Annotated in this window: 2 protein-coding genes; both read left to right on the top strand. The window is 53.3% G+C overall.

Translation table 11 applies throughout. From position 1 onward, the window contains the following. Positions 1-364 (top strand): hypothetical protein (locus PSI17_RS17190; RefSeq protein WP_273553109.1); only part of this gene is annotated, 364 nt, incomplete at its 5' end. 21 nt (positions 365-385) lie between these two features. Continuing rightward, the gene (locus tag PSI17_RS17185; RefSeq protein ID WP_273553108.1) at positions 386-679 is read left to right on the top strand and encodes a TA system toxin CbtA family protein; all 294 of its coding nucleotides are present in this window, start codon (positions 386-388) and stop codon (positions 677-679) included. Positions 680-703 lie beyond the last annotated feature (24 nt).

Genomic DNA, 703 nt, shown 5'->3' with positions numbered 1-703 from the left:
GAAATTGGAAACGCTGCATCTGGCGGGTGACTGGCCTGTACCGGATGGCGGGTTATCCGGTTTTATTCCCCAGACCGTCATGATTTATGACCGTCATGGACGGAAAGTGCTCGGCGGCCGGTTTGATGCCGGTATTGCCTGGGCGCAGCCGGTCACACTGGCGTCGGAACGCCTGTCACTGGAAAAGCAGCGGCAACGGTTGTGCCATGCTGCGGTTGCCGAACAGGGCTGGGAGAATTACTCAGATGCCTGCATGCTGTGGCAGAAAGCACAGTTATTGTCGCTGCATCTGGTGTCATCCCGTTACCGGCAATGCCGTGAGGTGAACGATATTCTCCGGCAGGGTACTTGCGTGAAGGCGTAATTTTTTAAGGACGGTGTGCTCATGGAACCCCTGCAATTCACGGTCTGGCAGGTCATTGCTGCCTGTTTACTGAAACGCCATTTTGGTCTCAGCCTGAATGATACCGCCTTGTGTGAAACCGATACCGCCGAGTCTCTGCGGATAAACGGTATCCGTCCTTTTGAGGCGATTAACGGGCTGGTTGACAAATATGATTTAACCCGTCTGGACGGCAATACAATGTCGTCCCGTCCCCCTTATCTGCGCATTCAGGATGAATGGCACGTGTTTTTTTATCACGGCAGTCTTGAGGATCTGTTGCGGGATATCGGTTAACGCTCGTTTTTTCATCACCCATCG

Origin of the sequence: Xenorhabdus sp. IM139775 (assembly GCF_028598745.1) — a bacterium.
Lineage (GTDB): Bacteria > Pseudomonadota > Gammaproteobacteria > Enterobacterales > Enterobacteriaceae > Xenorhabdus.
The sequence above is the reverse complement of the archived record's forward strand: the minus strand, read 5'-3'. Positions and strand labels throughout refer to the sequence as shown.

Bases quoted from the DNA above. Each gene is read 5' to 3' on its own strand.
- PSI17_RS17185 (WP_273553108.1), top strand. From the start codon at position 386: ATGGAACCCCTGCAATTCACGGTCTGGCAGGTCATTGCTGCCTGTTTA.